This window comes from Olavius algarvensis spirochete endosymbiont (genome assembly GCA_900608495.1).
Lineage (GTDB): Bacteria > Spirochaetota > Spirochaetia > DSM-2461 > DSM-2461 > UBA2779.
The window spans coordinates 1-1,322 of the sequence record UWYT01000050.1 but is presented as its reverse complement, the minus strand read 5'-3'; the positions used below and the strand labels follow the sequence as shown (position 1 = coordinate 1,322).

Below are 1,322 nucleotides of genomic sequence, written 5' to 3'. Positions count from 1 at the left end.
TTTCTTTTGAAGAAGAATCAAAAATATGGGACAAGTGGTTTGAAGAAAACCTAGATCCCGGATTCTTAGAGTCAATGTATTTGCTTAGCGATAAAGAATATCATCGTGAAGTTGAGGAAAGGCTTGCAAACTACTATCGAGATTCGGATTTTTTTCTTATTTATTTTGAACGTAATATAGATAATGGGGATTTGCGTACTTCCCTGTTTGTTGAGAATTCTAATACATGGGATTTGATAGAGTGGACAGAGGATACAAGCACAGGACGATCTTTGGTTGTTGAAACAAAACATGAAATTGCTGATTTCGATAAGAAACTGGCTAGACGTGCTGTAAATAGACGTGCTAAGAATCGTCACTTCTATGTCGGCATAGAGAGCTATGGGCTAGTGGATGGCACAACTGTTTACATTTATGTTTTTGATGAAAACAAAATTGGGAGATTTGCATTTTATGGTGGGTATGGTGTTAATCCTACCTCTCCTGTGCATAGGGAAGTTGAGCTGACTTTGAGAGAAGTGGCTAATGCCGGTCGTCTCACCCGATATATAATAGAGTTGAGCATCCTTTGGGAGGAATGGATGAGTCGCATATTGCCCAAAACTAGAAAGCCTTAGATGACTCTTCCTGAAGAGCCTGTAATTTTTTTCTGTGTAAAACCCAGGGTCACAGGTTAAATCGCCCTTCGTATTCGATCCGATTCATAGCGGGCTTCTATTTTCGAATGGGTATCGTCCATTTGGTGACTTATAATACTTTGTCGAGGCCCGAATAGTAACACCCTTATTGACGATGTTATTGTGAGGTGCTGAGAGGAGTGATGCCGGACGTAAAAGGTGCTATTCAGCAGAATCATGGAGAAGACGATGAAATGGAATAAAGTGAAAGTGAATAAAGTTCTAAGTATCATACAAATAGTATCACTCTCCATTTTACCAGTCCTGCAATATTGCTTTTTTCCGAGAGTTGCCAGATCTCACAGCCTTGGTTTATTACGTTGCATTTGTATTAGTGAGTGTATATATTGCCCCTGTAATAATCGTAACTTCAAGCATATTGATTGCAATTTCGAAGAAGAAAAAACAGATATTGTTTCTATGCACGTCTTTGGTGTGGCTTCTCGTTTCGATCTATCTTCTTGAAAAGCTAGTTTATCCGTAATGATGATTTACTCCTCCCGCCGTTACCCTCATTCCCGCAACAATATGCGCAGGGGTCGCTAAGCCCAGTGAGGCTAAGCAGCCAGCCAGCGCCGCAGAAAGCTCCAGCCCTCCATAGCCAGAGAGCCTTGCATGCCGATCAGATTGCCCTGATGAGTTTCA

The 1,322-nt window shown here is 41.1% G+C and carries 1 protein-coding gene; it reads left to right on the top strand.

Features of this window, described 5'->3' with window-relative positions:
* A partial coding sequence (locus S1OALGB6SA_RS09930; RefSeq protein ID WP_230204340.1) for a hypothetical protein occupies nucleotides 1–617 on the top strand: 617 nt, incomplete at its 5' end.
* Nucleotides 618–1,322: the final 705 nt, after the last annotated feature.